Origin of the sequence: Bradyrhizobium sp. ISRA436 (genome assembly GCF_029910015.1) — a bacterium.
Lineage (GTDB): Bacteria > Pseudomonadota > Alphaproteobacteria > Rhizobiales > Xanthobacteraceae > Bradyrhizobium.
This window is the reverse complement of record NZ_CP094519.1, coordinates 3,693,027-3,708,798: the sequence shown is the minus strand read 5'-3', so window position 1 is coordinate 3,708,798 and position 15,772 is coordinate 3,693,027. Positions and strand designations below refer to the sequence as shown.

Genomic DNA, 15,772 nt, shown 5'->3' with positions numbered 1-15,772 from the left:
GCCGGTATCAGCCGGCGAATTTGGCCTTCAGGCTAGCGGCGACTGATGACGGCACGAATGCAGAGAAGTCGCCGCCCATCTGGGCGATTTGGCGCACCAGTGTGGCGGTGATCGGGCGGACCGCGACCGATGCCGGAACGAACACGGTGTGCACCTCGGGCGCCATGGCCTCGTTCATGCCCGCAAGCTGCATCTCATAGTCGAGATCGGTGCCGTCGCGCAGGCCGCGAATCATGATGTTCGCGCCAAGCTTCCGCGCTGCCGTCACGGTGAGATTGTCGTAGGTCGTGCAATCGAAGGCGCAGCCCGCCTTCTGGGCTATCGGGCCGCACTCCTCGCGCAGCATCTCGAGCCGCTCCTCGGTCGAGAACAGCGGCTTCTTGCCGGCATGGACGGCGACGGCGACGACCAGGCGGTCGCAAAGTTTGACGGCCTGCCGGACCACGTCCAGGTGGCCGTTGGTGACGGGATCGAAGGAGCCGGGATAAAGCGCGATGCGGGTCATGGTCCCCTCTAACCCGCCCCGCCTTGCCCGGCAAGCCGGCCCGGTTCCAGGGACCCCGGTCCCCCTTTATTTTGCCTCGGCCAGTGAACCAGCCCTGGCATCCCAGCGTCTATCCGGCGGAATGTTTCGTCAGCCGGTGGCGGACGAAACAAAACCGGTCCGTGACGAAACCATTTTCCAGCGTGGCGAAGACTCCAGGAAACGTGCGGCCGGTACAGCTCGGACAACGAAACGACGGGCCCGGGGGGCCCGATCACAGGGATCGTCATGATCAAGGCACTTTCCGCTATCGCTGTTGCCGCGTTCATTGCCTCGGCGCTCACCGTTCTTCCCGGCTTTGCCCCGCAGGTCGCAGCCAGCACCCCGCAGCCGCTGGCCAAGGGCGACCGCCTCAACATCCATCCGGTCGGCAAGGACTGCTCGCAGCAGGCCTGGCCCAACTTCGAGGCATCCTGCCTGCGCACCGCCGGCAGCAAGCTGTCGGTTCGTGAAGCCCGCCTCGTCACCGCCCCGCGCTCGCCGTAGTCGGCCGGGCGTCCTCTGCTCTGTCACGCAAATCCCATGGAAATTTGCGACGTCTCGTCGCAGACTATCGTCTAACGCGCCCGCCGGATGTTCCGGTCGAGCGCGCGGCATCGGGGGATTTGCACGTGACCAGTACGCCCGCCATCGTTTCCTCCGACCGCCATCCGAGCCCGCTGCCGATCGCGACAACGCTCGGCGCACTTGGCGTCGTCTACGGCGACATCGGTACCAGCCCCCTCTAGGCAGTGTGGACACTTATCGCATCCATAGGACGATGGCAGCGAGAGTGACGACGGCTCGGTAATTTCGGGCGGTTTTTTCGAAGCGGGTAGCGACGCGACGGAACTGCTTGAGTTTGGAGAAGCAGCATTCCACGAGATGGCGCTGGGCATAGAGATGCTTGTCGAGCGGATATTTGAGCGCGCGTGACGGGTTGTTGGGGATGACGGCGAGCGCGTTTTTGGCGGCGATGTGTTTGCGCAAATGATCGGCGTCATAGGCCGTGTCGGCGATGACGACCTCGGCAGGCAGTCCCTCGATTAACGCAGCGGCTTGCGGTGCATCGCCCTTCTGGCCTGCGGTGAGCGTGAACCGGACAGGACATCCCAAGCCGCGAACGGCCATATGGATCTTCGTGCTCAGGCCGCCGCGCGAGCGGCCAAGCGCCTGATCTTCAGGCCCCCTTTTTTCGCGCCGGCGGCGTGCTGATGCGCCCGGACGATGGTGGAATCGACGATCAGGTATTCGAAGTCCGGATCATCGGACATCGCCTCGAAGATCCGCCACCAAACACCCTTGGCGCTCCATCGGCTGAAGCGCCGGAACACACTGTTCCAGTCCCCGAACACCTCCGGAAGATCACGCCAGGGAGAGCCCGTGCGCACGATCCAAAGCACACCTTCCACGAACATCCGGTTGTCTCGCCCGGTCGAGCCCTTCTGGTCGGGCCGGCCGATGATCAGCGGCGCCATGCGCTCCCAGGCCGCGTCGCTCAATACCAAACGATCCATCACACCCAAGACTGCCTCCCCAAAAGCAGACTTGAATCTGATTTGCTCTCAAAAGGGAATCCTTAGAGTCCACACTGCCTACGCCCTGAAGGAAGCGGCCAGGGCCGCCGCCCATGGCGGAGCCCTCACCCAGGACGCCGTCCTCGGCGTGGTCTCGCTGATCCTGTGGGCGTTGATTCTCATCATCTCGCTCAAATACGCGATGCTGATCCTGCGCGCCGACAACCGCGGCGAAGGGGGCATCGTCGCGCTGCTGGCCTTGCTGTCGGCGCGCAACGCCGCGCCCGGCACCTGGCGCGCCCAGCTCCTGATCGTCGGCCTGGTCGGCGCCGCCCTGCTCTATGGCGACGGCGCGATCACCCCGGCCATCTCGGTGCTGTCGGCGATCGAAGGCCTGAAAGTCGATGCCCCGTCGCTGGCGCCCGCCGTGGTGCCGCTCACCGTCGTCATCCTGGTCGGCCTGTTCGTGATGCAGAAGCAAGGCACGGGCTTCATCGGCCGGATCTTCGGCCCGGTGATGCTCGGCTGGTTTGCGGTACTGGCCGCGCTCGGCATCCACGGCATCGTCAAGGCCCCGAGCGTGCTGGTTGCGTTCAGCCCGTTCTACGCGTTCGACTTCCTGATCCACCAGGACTTCCATATCAGCTTCGCCATTCTCGGCGCTGCCTTCCTCGCCGTCACCGGCGGCGAGGCGATGTATGCCGACATGGGGCATTTCGGCCGTTTCCCGATCCGCCTCGCCTGGTTCGCGGTCTGCCTGCCGGCGCTGGTGCTGAACTATTTCGGTCAGGCGGGCGAATTGATCAACGACCCGACCTCGGCCGACAACCCGTTCTTCCAGCTCGCTCCCGACTGGGCGCATTATCCGATGGTCCTGCTCGCCACCGTCGCCACCGTAATCGCCTCGCAGGCGATCATCTCGGGCGTGTTCTCGCTGACCCAGCAATCGATCCAGCTCGGCTTTCTGCCGCGCATGCATATCGAGCACACCACGAGCGATGCGATCGGGCAGATCTACGTGCCGCTGGTGAACTGGCTGCTCGCCGCCGCAACGCTCGGCGCAGTGCTGGCTTTCGGCACGTCGGACGCGCTCGCCGGCGCCTACGGCATCGCCGTGTCGCTCCTGATGGCGATCACCACGCTGCTCGCGGCACTGGTCGCGATCCAGTGGGGTTATTCGCCGATCCTCGTGATCGCGGTGAACGGCTTCTTCTTCGTCATCGACACGATCTTCTTCGCGGCGAATTCGGCCAAGCTGTTCGAAGGCGGCTGGTTCCCGCTGCTGCTCGCCGCCGCCGTGGCGTTCCTGATGCTGACCTGGCGCGGCGGCGTGAAGCTCGTCGAAAAGGCCCGCGCCAAGCTGCGCCAGCCGGAAGAGGATCTGATCGAGACCGCGGTCAACAAGTGCCAAAGCCGTCTGCCGGGCACCGCCGTATTCCTGGCATCGGCCCCCAAGGGAGTACCGCTGGCGCTGACGCAATTCGTCAAGCATAACCACGTGCTGCACCAGCGCGTGCTGCTGGTCACCGTGCAGATCGAGGAGCTGCCGCGGATATCGGACGAGGATCGGGCCGAGGTGATCGAGATCATCCCGGGCATCACGCGGATCATCCTGCATTACGGCTTCATGCAATATCCGACGATCTATGAGGGCCTGAAGCTCGCCTGCAGGCAGGGCAAGCTGCCCGGCATCGAGCTATCCGATGTGACCTACTATATCGGCCGCGAGACCATCATTCCGCGCGAGGACATCCCGGGCATGTGGGTGTGGCGGGAAGGACTGTTCGCTTTCCTGCAGCGCAACGCCGAGCGCACCGCCGCGTTCTTCGGCGTGCCGACCGGACAGGTCGTGGAGTTCGGCACGGAGATCGAGATCTAACTCCAGGTGCTGTGTAGCCCGGGTGGAGCGAAGCGTAACCCGGGAAAGCTACGCCGTGTTGCCCTCCGGATTTCGCTTCGCTGCATCCGGCTCCCCCCCCCGGAACGAGAGTGCATGTCCGACGACGCGCCGTTGTCGCTGCCCCCCTGACGATCTCGATTGACCAGGCGCAGGCGATCCTGGATCGCATCTCCCTTCGCTCGTCGGTGCTCGGCATCACCGAATTGCACGGCGGCGCGATCAGCACGCTGTTCGAGGTCGGGATCAAGGATGCTCCGGCCTGCATCCTGAAAGTCCATCCGACGGCGCTGCAGTGGGAGATGGCGAAAGAAGTCTACGCCCGACAGGCTGGCCGATCACACAAAGGGACTGGAGCGCTCCCTGGACTAGACGAACGGCGAACACGGGTAACGATCTCTGAGGTTCCGCTTCGCTCGACGTGGGCGACCGGCACGCGGCTCCTGAATTGCCGCCAAATAGGAAACAAATAGGAACAAGTCGAGTTGCCCGGCGGTTGAACTCGAAATTTCACTTCCATCTCGGCTGTCACCGCCACATGAGTTCAGGCGTAAACGTTGCCTTTAGTAACTTGCGCGCTGTGGTCATCTTGATCGTGGTGGCCTTTCATTCGGCGCTTCCCTACCTTGCGTCGCAACCACCGCACCCGTTCGCCTTCGATACCCCACCCTATCGCTGGATCGCATTTCCGATCATCGACCGCGAGCGCTGGTTCGGGTTCGACCTGTTTTGCGCGTGGCAGGACATCAGCCTGATGTCGCTGATGTTCTTCATGGCGGGCTTGTTCACACCGCAAAGCCTCATCCGCAAGGGGAGTGTTGTTTACCTCGCGGAGCGATGCTGGCGAATTGGAGTGCCCTTCGCTCTCGCTGCCGCCATTCTGAGCCCGCTCGCCTATTACGCATCCTATCGGGTAACCGCGGCGGACCCGTCGGTCGAGGCGTTCTGGCAGCACTGGCGTGCATTGCCGATGTGGCCCACCGGCCCGCAATGGTTCCTGTGGCAGCTTCTGCTGCTTGGCATTCTTGCTGCCGCCCTGCAAGGGCTCGCGCCGTCGTGGCGACATGCCGCGAGTGGCCTCGTTGCGAGCTGCAACGACCGTCCGCTGTTGTTCTTTGCAGGCCTGACTGGACTTTCTGTCGTGGCGTACGTTCCGTTGGCGATGATCTTCACGCCGTGGGAGTGGACCTTTCTCGGTCCGTTCTCGTTCCAACTCAGTCGCCCGCTGCACTATCTCATCTATTTCCTCACCGCATTTGCCATCGGCAGTCATGGCTGCGATCGCAGCGTGCTTCGCTGCGACGGACCCATTGCTCGCCATTGGTTGGCCTGGCTTGCCGCAGCGATCGGCTGCTTTGCGCTGTGGGGCGGGCTTACATCGTTGACGCTGCCTGACTGGAACGCCAGCCCGCTGCCGTATCGCCTGGCTGCGGCGTTCGCTTTCCCCTTTGCCTGCGCCACCGGCGTTCTCGCCTTTGTCGCGATCTCGCTGGCCTTGCTGCGCGCACGTGCAGGCGCTCTCGACAGTCTTTCGACCAACGCCTACGGCATCTACATCGTGCATTATGTCTTCGTGCTGTGGCTGCAATATTGGCTGCTTGCCGCAGACCTGAATGCCGTCGTCAAGGCGGGACTCGTCTTTGTCGCTGCGCTCGCGCTCAGCTGGACTGCAAGCAGCATGGTCAAGGCGGGAGCGAAGCCGTTAGTCCGCCGGCACGCCGAACCGCCGGTCAAGAGTGCTATCGCAAATCAACCACGATGATGGTGCGCGCATGTCGCTGGTCCTAACGCTCGCGTCCCGCAATCTCTTCCACGACCGGCTGCGCTTTGTCGCAACGCTTGTCGGGATCGTGTTTTCGGTCGTGCTCGTGATGATCCAGATGGGGTTATTCCTGGGGTTCGGTCGCATGGTGACGACAATGATCGACCATGCTTCTGCCGATCTGTGGGTATTGCCGAAGGGCGCGAAATGTTTCGAGGATCCTTCGCTGCTGGATCCCAAGCTGCGCGACAAGGTCGCTCAAGTCGATGGCGTGGCGTCGGCGGTCCCGCTGGTCATCGGCTTCTCGGACTGGCGGCTCGATAGCGGCGAGATGACGCCCGTGTTTGTCGTGGGCGCCGATTTGCGTGATGGCGCCATGCAGCCGTGGAACGTGGTCGAGGGCGACGTCCGGGGGCTGTCGCAGCCGGGTACTGTCGTCGTCGATCGCTCATACCACGACCGGCTCGGTGACGTGAAAATCGGATCGACCGCACAAATCCGAGGCCGCCGCGTCAAGGCTGTGGCCTTGACTGATGGAATCCGCTCGTTCACCACGACTCCCTATGTATTCGTCGATCTGAAAAGCGCCCGCACCTACACCGGAACCCCTCCCGACCGCGCCAGTAATCTGCTCGTTCGCCTCGAGCCGGACGCAGATCGAGACAAGGTCTTGCGAGCCGTCCGCGCACAGGTCGGCGATGCCGAGGTGCTCACATCGGACGAATTCCGTGCCCGCAGCCGTTCGTTCTGGCTGTTCGGAACCGGAGCCGGCGCAGCATTGTTTGCCGGTGCGCTGCTCGGCGTGATTGTCGGCACCGTGATCGTCGCGCAAACCCTCTACTCGAGCACAAAGGATCATCTGAGCGAGTTCGCCACGCTGCGCGCGATGGGTTCGTCGAACGGCTATATCTACAGGGTCATCATCTACCAGGCACTGCTCAATGCGGTGATTGGATTCGTCATCGCCGCCGCGATCGGCGCCGTGGTCGTTGAGATGACTGCAAAGAGTGCACTGCCGATCGTCATCACGCCATGGCTGGTCGCGGGATTGTTTACCCTGACGGTGGTCATGTGCGTGGCTTCCGCCGTGGCGGCGATCGTGCGCGTGATCCGCATAGATCCAGCAACGGTGTTCATGCGATGAGCAAAATCATCCTCGAAGCCAGGAGCATCAGGAAGACGCTTGGCCGCGGTGCCGGAAAGGTGCAGGCGCTCCGCGGCGTCGACCTGTCGCTGCGGCGCGATGAACTCACATTGCTGATGGGACCGTCCGGCAGCGGCAAGACCACACTGCTGCTCGTCTTGGGATGCATGTTGGCACCGACCGCAGGTACTCTCACCGTGTGCGGTACATCCACTTCCAATTCCGACAAGGAAGCCCTCGCCCGGATTCGGCGCAACCATATCGGCTTCGTCTTCCAGTCCTATCATCTGTTTCCGACGTTGACGGCGGCGCAGAACGTGCAGCTCGCGCTGGACATTCGCGGCGAGCATGGCAGGCGCGCGGCAAAAAAAGCACGGGAGGCGCTCAGCAAGGTCGGACTCGAACAGAAGGCGGATACTCTGCCGATGGAACTCAGCGGCGGCGAGCAACAGAGGGTCGCAATTGCGCGTGCCTTCGTCGCCAATCCCTCCATCATTCTCGCCGACGAACCGACAGCTGCGCTCGACGGCGACAACGGTCGCACGATCATGCACATCCTCGCCGATGCCGCGCACGAGCGACAAAGAGCAGTGCTGGTGGTGACCCATGACCCGCGCATCGTTCCCTTCGCGGATCGGATCGTCGAGATCGAGGACGGCCGGCTCGTCAACGAAGAATCCGGCGGGCCGGAGCGCCTGCGCATGCCGAAGGCAGTCGCGTTCAGGCCGTGAGCCGACAGGCGCATCATGAGCCTGCGCGCCGAAATGCTGCGCTGGGGTCTCCGCATGTTGCTGAAGCGGGGAAGCGAGCCCTTCGATGTCGAAGTCTGGCGAAGCAACATGCGTCGTATGGAGCGATGGGTACCGCGCCCGCCCGGCAGCACGGAAACGGTTGAGGTTCAGGCCGGTCAAATCAGATTTCATCGGATCACGACACCGGCGTCGCGGCCGCAGCGCAACGTGCTCTATCTCCACGGCGGAGCCTACATTTCTGGCGCGCCAATCTATTATCGGCATTTCACCTGGCGGATAGCCAATGCGACCAAAGCCTGTGTCTGGGCGCTGGAATACCGCCTGGCGCCTGAACATCCGTTCCCGGCCGCGCTGGAGGATGCAGTTGCAGGCTTTCTCTGGCTCGCCGAGAGGAAGACCGACACGAGCGAACTCTTTGTGATGGGGGACTCGGCAGGCGCAGGACTGTCGCTGTGCCTGCTGTTGAAGCTGCGCGATGAGGGTAAGCCGCTTCCTCACGCGGCCGTCGCGATGTCGCCGTGGACCGATCTCGCCCTCACCGGACCTTCATTGATCGAGAATGCAGCCTCGGATCCGATGTTGAACGCCGACGATCTTCCGGAATTTGTGCGGCGTTATCTCGCCGGTGCCGATCCGCGCACCCCGTATGCATCGCCGCTTTATGGCGATCCCTCCGCGCTGCCGCCGGTTTTAATCCAAGTCGGCAGCGATGAGATATTGAGGGACGACGCGGTGCGTATGGCCAGAGCGCTGAAACGGGAGAATCCATGCAGCCGACTGGCGATCTGGCCGCGAATGCCGCATGTGTTTCAGCTCTTTGTCCCGGTGCTGCCGGAAGCCCATGGCGCGATCGCGCAAATCGGAGATTTCATCTCGGATGTGCGGTGCGCGCCGGGAGTTCGTCGGCGCGCAGCCACCTAGCACTACTTTGGCAGATTATCGCTTTTACTGCGTTTTTTAGGATTCCCGAATCGATTTTTCAATGATTCATGGGTGGTCGGCTCTCGGAGGGCTGACCATGGCGGAGTGGGAAGACGAACTCGAACGCTGGCTGAAGCCGTTCCTGGATCGGTTGGGTCATAGGACCCGGCGGCGGATGTGTCCATTGTACGTTGCGGGATTGATCGGTCCCGGCGACCGCAAAAGCGTTCAGCCGATGGCGGAGCGCCTTGCCGCGGGCAACTACGATCAGTTGCACCATTTCATTGCCGACGGTGTCTGGGACGCGACTCCGCTGGAATCTGAACTGTTAAATCAGGCCGACCGGCTTGTCGGCGGCAAGGACGCGGTGCTCGTTATTGACGACACCGCAATGCCGAAGAAGGGCGAACGCTCGGTTGGCGTCGCGCCTCAATATGCGTCCTCTCTTGGCAAAACGGCAAATTGCCAAACGCTGGTGTCGCTGACCCTTGCGCGCGGCGAAGTGCCAGTAATGGTCGCGCTGCGTCTCTTTTTGCCCGAAAGCTGGACGAGCAATGTGTCTCGTTTGAAGCGTGCTCGCGTGCCGATCGAACACCGAACGGCACGATCCAAGCCGGAAATTGCTTTGGCCGAGGTTGACCGAGCGATGGCAGCCAACGTGCGCTTTGGATGCGTGCTGGCGGATGCAGGATACGGGCTTAGCGCACCGTTTCGACAGGGGCTAACAGAACGCGGCCTGGCCTGGGCCGTCGGCATCCCTCGGCATCTCAAGGTGTATCCGGTTGATGTACAGCTCATTTGGCCGATTACCAAAGTCCGCGGGAAGCCACGAAAGCACCACGTACCAGATGTCTTATCGATTGCGGCAGAACAAATGCTGGCCAGCGCCAAATGGAAAACCGTGAGTTGGCGCAGCGGAACGAAAGGTCGTCTGACAGCCCGATTTGCTGCTGTCCGTGTCCGCACCGCCGACGGCCCTCCGCAGCGGATTTGGGACAAGGGTCAGCAGCATCTCCCAGGCGACGAGGCCTGGCTCATTGGCGAGCAACGCGCCTCCGGGGAGAAGAAATACTATCTCGCCAATCTCCCGGCGGCGACGGATCTGCGCACGCTGGCCGCAACCATCAAGGCACGGTGGATTTGTGAGCAGGCGCATCAGCAGTTGAAGGAGGAGCTTGGACTGGATCACTTCGAAGGGCGATCATGGCAAGGTCTTCATCGCCACGCCCTGATGACCATGATTGCCTACGCCTTCCTGCAACATCGTCGCCTCGCACACGCGGGGCGGAAAAAAAAGAATCAACGGGCCTCCGCCTCAACCAACCATGCCCGCCGTACGTCACGCCATCGTCGATCTCATCCTTCGGCCGCCGTCTCAGCAGTGCCCATATTGCCGAAAGCAAATCCTTGAAAAGCAGTCGCGCAAACACATTCTGCCAAAGTAGTGTTAGCCTCCGTTCCCGTTTTCGCCGTTCTCTTCCTCCGGGATGTGCTCGACCGAAACGACATGCTCGTCCTCGGCGGTGTCGAACACGATCACGCCCTGGGTCGAACGGCCGGCGACGCGGATGTCGGCCACCGGGCAGCGGATCAATTGTCCCTTGTCGGTGACCAGCATGATCTGGTCGGCGTCCTCGACCGGGAACGAGGCAACCAGCTTGCCGTTGCGGTTGTTGACGCTCATCGCGACGATGCCTTTGCCGCCGCGGCCGGTGGTGCGGTACTCGTAGGACGAGGTCCGCTTGCCGTAACCGTTGACGGACACGGTGAGCACCACCTGCTCCTGCGCCGACATCTCGACATAGCGTTCCTGCGAGAGCTGGATCGCGTTCGACGTCTCCTCGCCCTCGGCCTCCGCCGGCTCCTCGGCAGCAGCCTCGCCGGCGACGGCGCGACGCATCTTCAGATAGGCCGAGCGCTCGTCGGACGTGGTCTCGACATGGCGCAGGATCGCCAGCGAGATCAGCTTGTCGCCCTCGCCGAGCGTAATGCCGCGCACGCCCATCGAGGTGCGGCCGGTGAAGACACGCACGTCGGTGACCGGGAAACGGATGCACTGGCCGCCTGCGGCGGTCAGCAGCACGTCGTCGCGCTCGGTGCAGATCTGCACGTCGACGATCGCCTCGCCGTCATCGAGCTTCATGGCGATGATGCCGGAGCGGCGGACATCGACGAAATCGGACAGCTTGTTGCGGCGGACGTTGCCGCCAGTCGTCGCGAACATCACGTCGAGATTGCCCCAGGAGGATTCATCCTCGGGCAAAGGCATGATGGTGGTGATGCGCTCGCCCTGCTCCAGCGGAAGGATGTTGATCAGCGCCTTGCCGCGCGCATTCGGCGCGGCCATCGGCAACCGCCAGACCTTTTCCTTGTAGACCTGGCCGCGCGAGGAGAAGAACAGCACCGGCGTGTGCGTAGAGGCCACGAAGAGGCGGCTGACGAAATCCTCATCGCGCGTCTGCATGCCGGCGCGGCCCTTGCCGCCGCGACGCTGCGCCCGATAGGTCGACAGCGGCACGCGCTTGACATAGCCGGCGTGCGACACCGTCACCACCATGTCCTCGCGCTGGATCAGGTCCTCGTCCTCAACCTCGCCTTCCTGCTCGACGATCTCGGTCCTACGCGGGGTGGCGAATTCGGCCTTCACTGCGGCGAGCTCGTCCTTGACGATGCTCTGCACGCGAGCACGCGAGCGCAGGATGTCCAGATAGTCGGCGATTTCGACGGCGAGCTCGTCGAGCTCCTTGGAAATCTCCTCACGGCCGAGCGCGGTGAGACGCTGCAGGCGGAGGTCAAGAATATGCCTGGCCTGCTCGAGTGAAAGCCGGATGGTGCCGTCGGGGTTGATGCGGTGGCGCGGATCGTCGATCAGCGTAATCATCGCCTCGACATCCCTCGCCGGCCAATCGCGCGACATCAGGGCTTCGCGGGCCGTGTTCGGATCGGGCGAGTTCCGGATGACGCGGATCACCTCGTCGATATTGGCGACCGCGATCGCAAGACCGACCAGGAGATGGGCGCGGTCACGCGCCTTGCCGAGCCGGAATTTGGTGCGGCGTGTCACCACGCTTTCGCGGAAGGCGACGAAGATGCTGAGCAGATCCTTCAGCGTCATCTGCCGCGGACGGCCGGAATCCAGCGCCAATATGTTGGCCGGGAAATTGGTTTGCAGCGGCGTGAACCGATAGAGCTGGTTCAGCACGACATCCGGCATCGCTTCGCGCTTCAGTTCGATCACGACGCGGAAGCCATCGCGATCGGATTCGTCGCGGAGATCGGCAATGCCCTCGATCTTCTTCTCGCGGATCAGGTCACCGATCCGCTCGACCATGGTGGCCTTGTTCACCTGGTAGGGGATCTCCGTGATGATGATCGCCTCACGGTCCTTGCGCAGGGATTCAACCGAGACCTTGCCGCGCATTACGATCGAGCCGCGGCCGAGATGATAGGACGACCGGATGCCTTGGCGGCCGAGGATGATGCCGCCGGTCGGGAAATCCGGACCGGGAATGATGTTGATCAAGTCGTCGATTGTGAGCGCAGGGTTGTCGATCAGCGCCACGCAGGCGTCGACGACCTCGCCAAGGTTGTGCGGCGGGATGTTGGTGGCCATGCCCACCGCAATGCCACCCGCGCCGTTGACCAGCAGGTTCGGGAACCGCGTCGGCAGAACCGACGGTTCCTGCTCCGAATTATCGTAGTTCGGCTGGAAGTCGACGGTGTCCTCGTCGATATCCGCGAGCACGGCCTGCGCCGCTCGCGTCAACCGCGCTTCGGTATATCGATAGGCCGCCGGCGGATCGCCGTCGACCGAGCCAAAATTGCCCTGGCCGTCGACGAGGGGCACGCGCATGGAAAAGTCCTGCGCCATGCGCACCATCGCGTCGTAGATCGATTGGTCGCCATGTGGATGATATTTACCGATGACGTCGCCGACCACGCGCGCGGATTTGACGTACTTCTTGTCCGGCGTATGCCCCTGCTCGTGCATCGAGTACAGGATGCGCCGATGCACCGGCTTCAGTCCGTCGCGCGCATCGGGCAGCGCACGCGACACGATCACGCTCATCGCGTAATCGAGGTAGGACTTTTTCATCTCGTCGAGAATGGAAACGGGACGAATGTCTGAGGGCCCCGGCGGCTCGCCGGGCTTGTCATCTTCGGGTTCGGACAAAGGGGAAATCCGGTCAGTTCTACTGGGGAATCATATAGCGTATCGAAGGCCTGAAAACCACCCTCGCCCGCCTTCGGAAAGCCGTTTTTCCCTTCGTTTTTTCATGGACTTACGGGGTGATCTCTGGATTCGTGGACACCCAGGTCCGAGACGCGTGCAGCGAGTGGCGAATAGCGAATGGAACCCAGTCCCCTACTCGCTATTCGCCACTCGCCATTCGCTTCTTTTGCTCACGGCCCAAGCACCACCGCGTGCATGATGCGTCCGGGCATCAACGTAAACAGCCCGGCAATGACCAGCGCGCCGAAGAAGATGCCGATCATCGTGAACTTGTGACGGCGAACATCGTGGGTCCGCGCCGCTGCCACTCCCAACGCCAGCATCATCAGCGTGAAGATCGACAGCAGATGGATCGGGCTCCACGGCCCCATCAGACGGATCTGATGGATCCAGAACGAGCTCAGCGCCACGACCAGCATCAGGATCACCCAGATCCAGCCCAGGGTCCGGTGCGGCAACGTGCCCTTTTGCGCGGCGAACTGAATGGAGCCAAGCACAAAGGCGGCCAGCGCTGCAAAGGCATGGAGCGGGATCGCTGGAGCAGCGTCGAGCAGAGGCGCGAGGCTCATGGTGGCAGGCCTTCAATACCGGCCGCAGCAACGTCAGCCACCGCCGGGCTGATGTGAATATCATTAACATGGACCTTTGTCAAAGCGCAGAATTCACCGCTCTGAAATAGAGCTAAATATATCAATAGATTAGTATAATATATTGATATCTGACGCGAGGATACGAACGCGACACATCAAGCCACAGTTCCGGGAAACGATTTTCACGGAACTGCGCCTGACAGAGTTGTTCGAAAGGTGACAATCTCGTTCAGAACGGGATGTCGTCGTCCATGTCGCTGTTGCGGCTGCCGGCGGCGACCGCGCGCCGCGGCGCCGAGCTTGTCGGACCGGCCGATCCAAAATCGCTGCCGCCGTCGTCGGAGAAGCTGCCGCCTCCGCCGCCGCCGCGCCCGTCGAGCATGGTCAGGTTGGAGTTGAAGCCCTGCAGCACGACCTCGGTCGAGTACTTCTCGACGCCGCTCTGGTCGGTCCATTTGCGGGTCTGCAACTGGCCCTCGATGTACACCTTGGCACCCTTCTTCAGGTACTGCTCGGCAACCTTGCAGAGGCCCTCGTTGAAGATCACGACGCGGTGCCACTCGGTCTTTTCCTTGCGCTCGCCGGTGCCCTTGTCGCGCCAGGTTTCCGAGGTGGCGATGGAAAGGTTTGCGATCGGACGGCCGTCCTGCGTCCGCCGGATTTCCGGATCCTTGCCGAGGTTTCCGACCAGGATCACCTTGTTCACGCTTCCCGCCATCGCTTCATCTCCACTCAAAACTGGGCGGCCGGACATCGGCCGCCACTCTCAACCTTCGCCACTTACTGCAGGCGTCGCGAACGCCCCTATACGCCGACGCCGCCCCGCCGCCTCCGCCATTCGCACGGCCACTCAGCGGTTATCCCCACATATAGCACCGCCCGGCGAAATGTTCCAGCTTTGTTCCACGCAACCAGTCGTAGCAAGAACCTTGGTTACGGATCGCAGGCCGGCTCCGCCGCAAATGTCGCTCCAACTGCCAGAGCCTGGGAAAAAATATAAACAAATCACAGCCTTGCCGAGACCGCACTTCTTCCGCGAGTGTGGCATTTGGGAGACGGCCTTTTCGGTTGAATCGGAGTATAGGTGTGACCGGATGGCGCGGGCGCTCGCGTCGCCGCTTCGGGACCAAAGGAAGCGGAAGGGGTGGGAGATCGATCATGAAGAAATATTTGCTGGCTGCGGTCGCACTGATTGCATTTGCTGCGCCGGCCGCTGCGGCCGACTTGGCCGCGCGTCCTTACACCAAGGCGCCGCCGCCGATGGTTGCCGCGGTGTACGACTGGAGCGGGTTCTATATTGGTGCCAACGGCGGCTGGGGTTCGAGCCGCAACAGTTGGGACTCGGTCCCGCCGTTCCTGGTCGGCGCGGAAGGCAGTCATGATGCGACCGGCGGCGTGGCCGGTGGCCAGATCGGCTATCGCTGGCAGGCCGGCACCTGGGTGTTCGGCCTTGAGGCACAGGGCGACTGGGCCGACCTGAAGGGCAGCAACACCAGCCTGCTGTTCCCCGGCTTCGTCAACACCTCGAAGATCGATGCGTTCGGCCTGTTCACCGGTCAGATCGGTTACGCCGCCAACAACGTCCTGCTCTACCTGAAGGGCGGCGCCGCCGTGACCTCGAACAAATACCGCATCAACGATCTCACCGGCGCGCTGTTTGCGAGCAGCGGTGACGACACCCGCTGGGGCGGCACGGTTGGCGTGGGCCTCGAATTTGGCTTCGCGCCGAACTGGACGGCCGGTGTCGAGTACGATCACCTGTTCATGCAGGATCGCACCCTCGACTTCACCTCGCCGGCGACCGGCGTCATCGTCGGTAGCGATCGCATCCGTCAGGACGTCGATCTCGTCACCGTCCGCGTGAATTACAAGTGGGGTGGCCCCGTCGTAGCGAAGTACTGATCGCGCGATCGGATTTCTTGGGGACGAAAAGGCCGGCCTTGTGCCGGCCTTTTTGTTGGCCTGATGGTTGCGGTCCGACGCCTCCCTCTCCCGCGCCAAGCATCGCCATCAGCGGTCTACACGGAATTGTGCAGCTTCGGCGACATCAAAGGCCGCCTCGGCTACGCCGACGGACCAGCACTCTGGTTCGTGAGCGGCGGCGCTGCGGTCGGCGACATCCTGCATCACTACAATGCAGGGCTCATCCCGCCTTCAGTGTCCGCAAGCGACACGCGTTGGGGGCGAATCGCTGGTGCACCGGCGCCGAATACATGTTCGCGCCGAACTGGTCGGCCAAGGTCGAATACAACTACATCGATCTCGTACATCGATCTCGGCAAGGGCTCGCTGCAGTACGATCCGTTGGTCGCAATCAACCGCTCGGAATGGAGCGACACCTTCCAGACCGTCAAGGCGGGCCTCAACTATCACTAGTTGGGGCGGTCCCGTTGCCGCAAAATACTGATCGCGCGATCTGACGAGGCCGCGAA

General features: G+C 62.6%; 12 protein-coding genes and 2 pseudogenes. 9 read left to right on the top strand and 5 right to left on the bottom strand.

From position 1 onward, the window contains the following. Positions 1 to 7: 7 nt before the first annotated feature. Positions 8 to 505 carry a pantetheine-phosphate adenylyltransferase gene (gene coaD, locus MTX23_RS17570; protein ID WP_280977919.1) on the bottom strand — a complete coding sequence of 166 codons (498 nt, stop codon included), beginning with the start codon at positions 503 to 505 and terminating at the stop codon, positions 8 to 10. Positions 506 to 772: 267 nt separating this feature from the next. Between coaD and MTX23_RS17565 the strand changes: the two genes are divergently transcribed. Beyond that, positions 773 to 1,030, top strand: coding sequence for a hypothetical protein (locus MTX23_RS17565; protein ID WP_280977918.1), 258 nt, complete (start codon positions 773 to 775; stop codon positions 1,028 to 1,030). Positions 1,031 to 1,285: 255 nt separating this feature from the next. Here the strand turns inward: MTX23_RS17565 and MTX23_RS17560 are convergent. Further along, positions 1,286 to 2,001, bottom strand: a pseudogene (locus MTX23_RS17560) (IS5 family transposase). A gap of 70 nt (positions 2,002 to 2,071) precedes the next feature. Between MTX23_RS17560 and MTX23_RS17555 the strand changes: the two are divergent. From MTX23_RS17555 to MTX23_RS17530, 6 genes are all read left to right on the top strand, one after another. After that, positions 2,072 to 3,919: a KUP/HAK/KT family potassium transporter gene (locus tag MTX23_RS17555; RefSeq protein ID WP_280977917.1), complete on the top strand. Its 1,848-nt coding sequence runs from the start codon at positions 2,072 to 2,074 to the stop codon at positions 3,917 to 3,919. A gap of 556 nt (positions 3,920 to 4,475) precedes the next feature. After that, positions 4,476 to 5,699, top strand: a complete 1,224-nt coding sequence (locus MTX23_RS17550; RefSeq protein ID WP_280977916.1) for an acyltransferase family protein — start codon at positions 4,476 to 4,478, stop codon at positions 5,697 to 5,699. A gap of 10 nt (positions 5,700 to 5,709) precedes the next feature. Beyond that, the gene (locus MTX23_RS17545) at positions 5,710 to 6,843 is read left to right on the top strand and encodes an ABC transporter permease (protein ID WP_348637562.1); all 1,134 of its coding nucleotides are present in this window, start codon (positions 5,710 to 5,712) and stop codon (positions 6,841 to 6,843) included. Next, complete coding sequence (locus MTX23_RS17540; protein WP_280977914.1) at positions 6,840 to 7,574, top strand: ABC transporter ATP-binding protein; 735 nt, start codon at positions 6,840 to 6,842, stop codon at positions 7,572 to 7,574. The genes MTX23_RS17545 and MTX23_RS17540 overlap by 4 nt, the downstream gene beginning before the upstream one ends. A gap of 15 nt (positions 7,575 to 7,589) precedes the next feature. Continuing rightward, positions 7,590 to 8,516 (top strand): alpha/beta hydrolase, encoded by a 927-nt coding sequence (locus tag MTX23_RS17535; protein WP_280977913.1) that lies wholly within the window; start codon positions 7,590 to 7,592, stop codon positions 8,514 to 8,516. A 61-nt stretch (positions 8,517 to 8,577) separates the two neighbouring features. After that, positions 8,578 to 9,927, top strand: a complete 1,350-nt coding sequence (locus MTX23_RS17530; protein WP_280972939.1) for an IS701 family transposase — start codon at positions 8,578 to 8,580, stop codon at positions 9,925 to 9,927. A 36-nt stretch (positions 9,928 to 9,963) separates the two neighbouring features. Here the strand turns inward: MTX23_RS17530 and gyrA are convergent, their stop codons facing one another. The 3 genes from gyrA to MTX23_RS17515 form a co-directional block, all read right to left on the bottom strand. Then, on the bottom strand, positions 9,964 to 12,690 hold the full coding sequence (gene gyrA / locus MTX23_RS17525) for a DNA gyrase subunit A (protein ID WP_280977912.1): 2,727 nt from the start codon (positions 12,688 to 12,690) through the stop codon (positions 9,964 to 9,966). A 230-nt stretch (positions 12,691 to 12,920) separates the two neighbouring features. Then, complete coding sequence (locus MTX23_RS17520) at positions 12,921 to 13,319, bottom strand: DUF2306 domain-containing protein (RefSeq protein WP_280977911.1); 399 nt, start codon at positions 13,317 to 13,319, stop codon at positions 12,921 to 12,923. A gap of 250 nt (positions 13,320 to 13,569) precedes the next feature. Next, positions 13,570 to 14,058 carry a single-stranded DNA-binding protein gene (locus MTX23_RS17515; RefSeq protein ID WP_280977910.1) on the bottom strand — a complete coding sequence of 163 codons (489 nt, stop codon included), beginning with the start codon at positions 14,056 to 14,058 and terminating at the stop codon, positions 13,570 to 13,572. A 440-nt stretch (positions 14,059 to 14,498) separates the two neighbouring features. Between MTX23_RS17515 and MTX23_RS17510 the strand changes: the two genes are divergently transcribed. Then, entirely contained in the window at positions 14,499 to 15,242 is a 744-nt protein-coding gene (locus MTX23_RS17510) for an outer membrane beta-barrel protein (protein ID WP_348637561.1), read from the top strand. Positions 15,243 to 15,359: 117 nt separating this feature from the next. After that, positions 15,360 to 15,747, top strand: a pseudogene (locus MTX23_RS17505) (outer membrane beta-barrel protein); the annotation flags it as partial. Positions 15,748 to 15,772 lie beyond the last annotated feature (25 nt).